Origin of the sequence: Gordonia jacobaea (genome assembly GCF_001186365.1) — a bacterium.
Lineage (GTDB): Bacteria > Actinomycetota > Actinomycetes > Mycobacteriales > Mycobacteriaceae > Gordonia > Gordonia jacobaea.
In genome coordinates this window covers 1-207 of the sequence record NZ_LDTZ01000012.1, presented here as the reverse complement: position 1 = coordinate 207, position 207 = coordinate 1, and the positions used below count along the sequence as shown (strand labels likewise).

General features: G+C 63.8%; 1 protein-coding gene. It reads left to right on the top strand.

What is annotated here, in order from left to right; translation table 11 throughout:
- Positions 1–207 (top strand): hypothetical protein (locus ABW18_RS23060; protein WP_152929958.1); only part of this gene is annotated, 207 nt, incomplete at both ends.

Here is a 207-nt window from a genome sequence, read left to right as displayed (position 1 = left end):
CGGGTGTTTCGTCCGGCCGCATCTCCCGGCGACCGGTCATGGCTGGATCGGTATTCGTCCCGACTTCGCGCCACCGAGCTGATCATCGTCACAATCAGCGTGGCCTGCGCGACCGTCGCACGGTATGGCGGCCCGGCGGCAGAATACGGCGCGCCCCGACTGCTGAATCCGGTGGGAGATATTAACCTTCCATTCATCGTGCTTCCA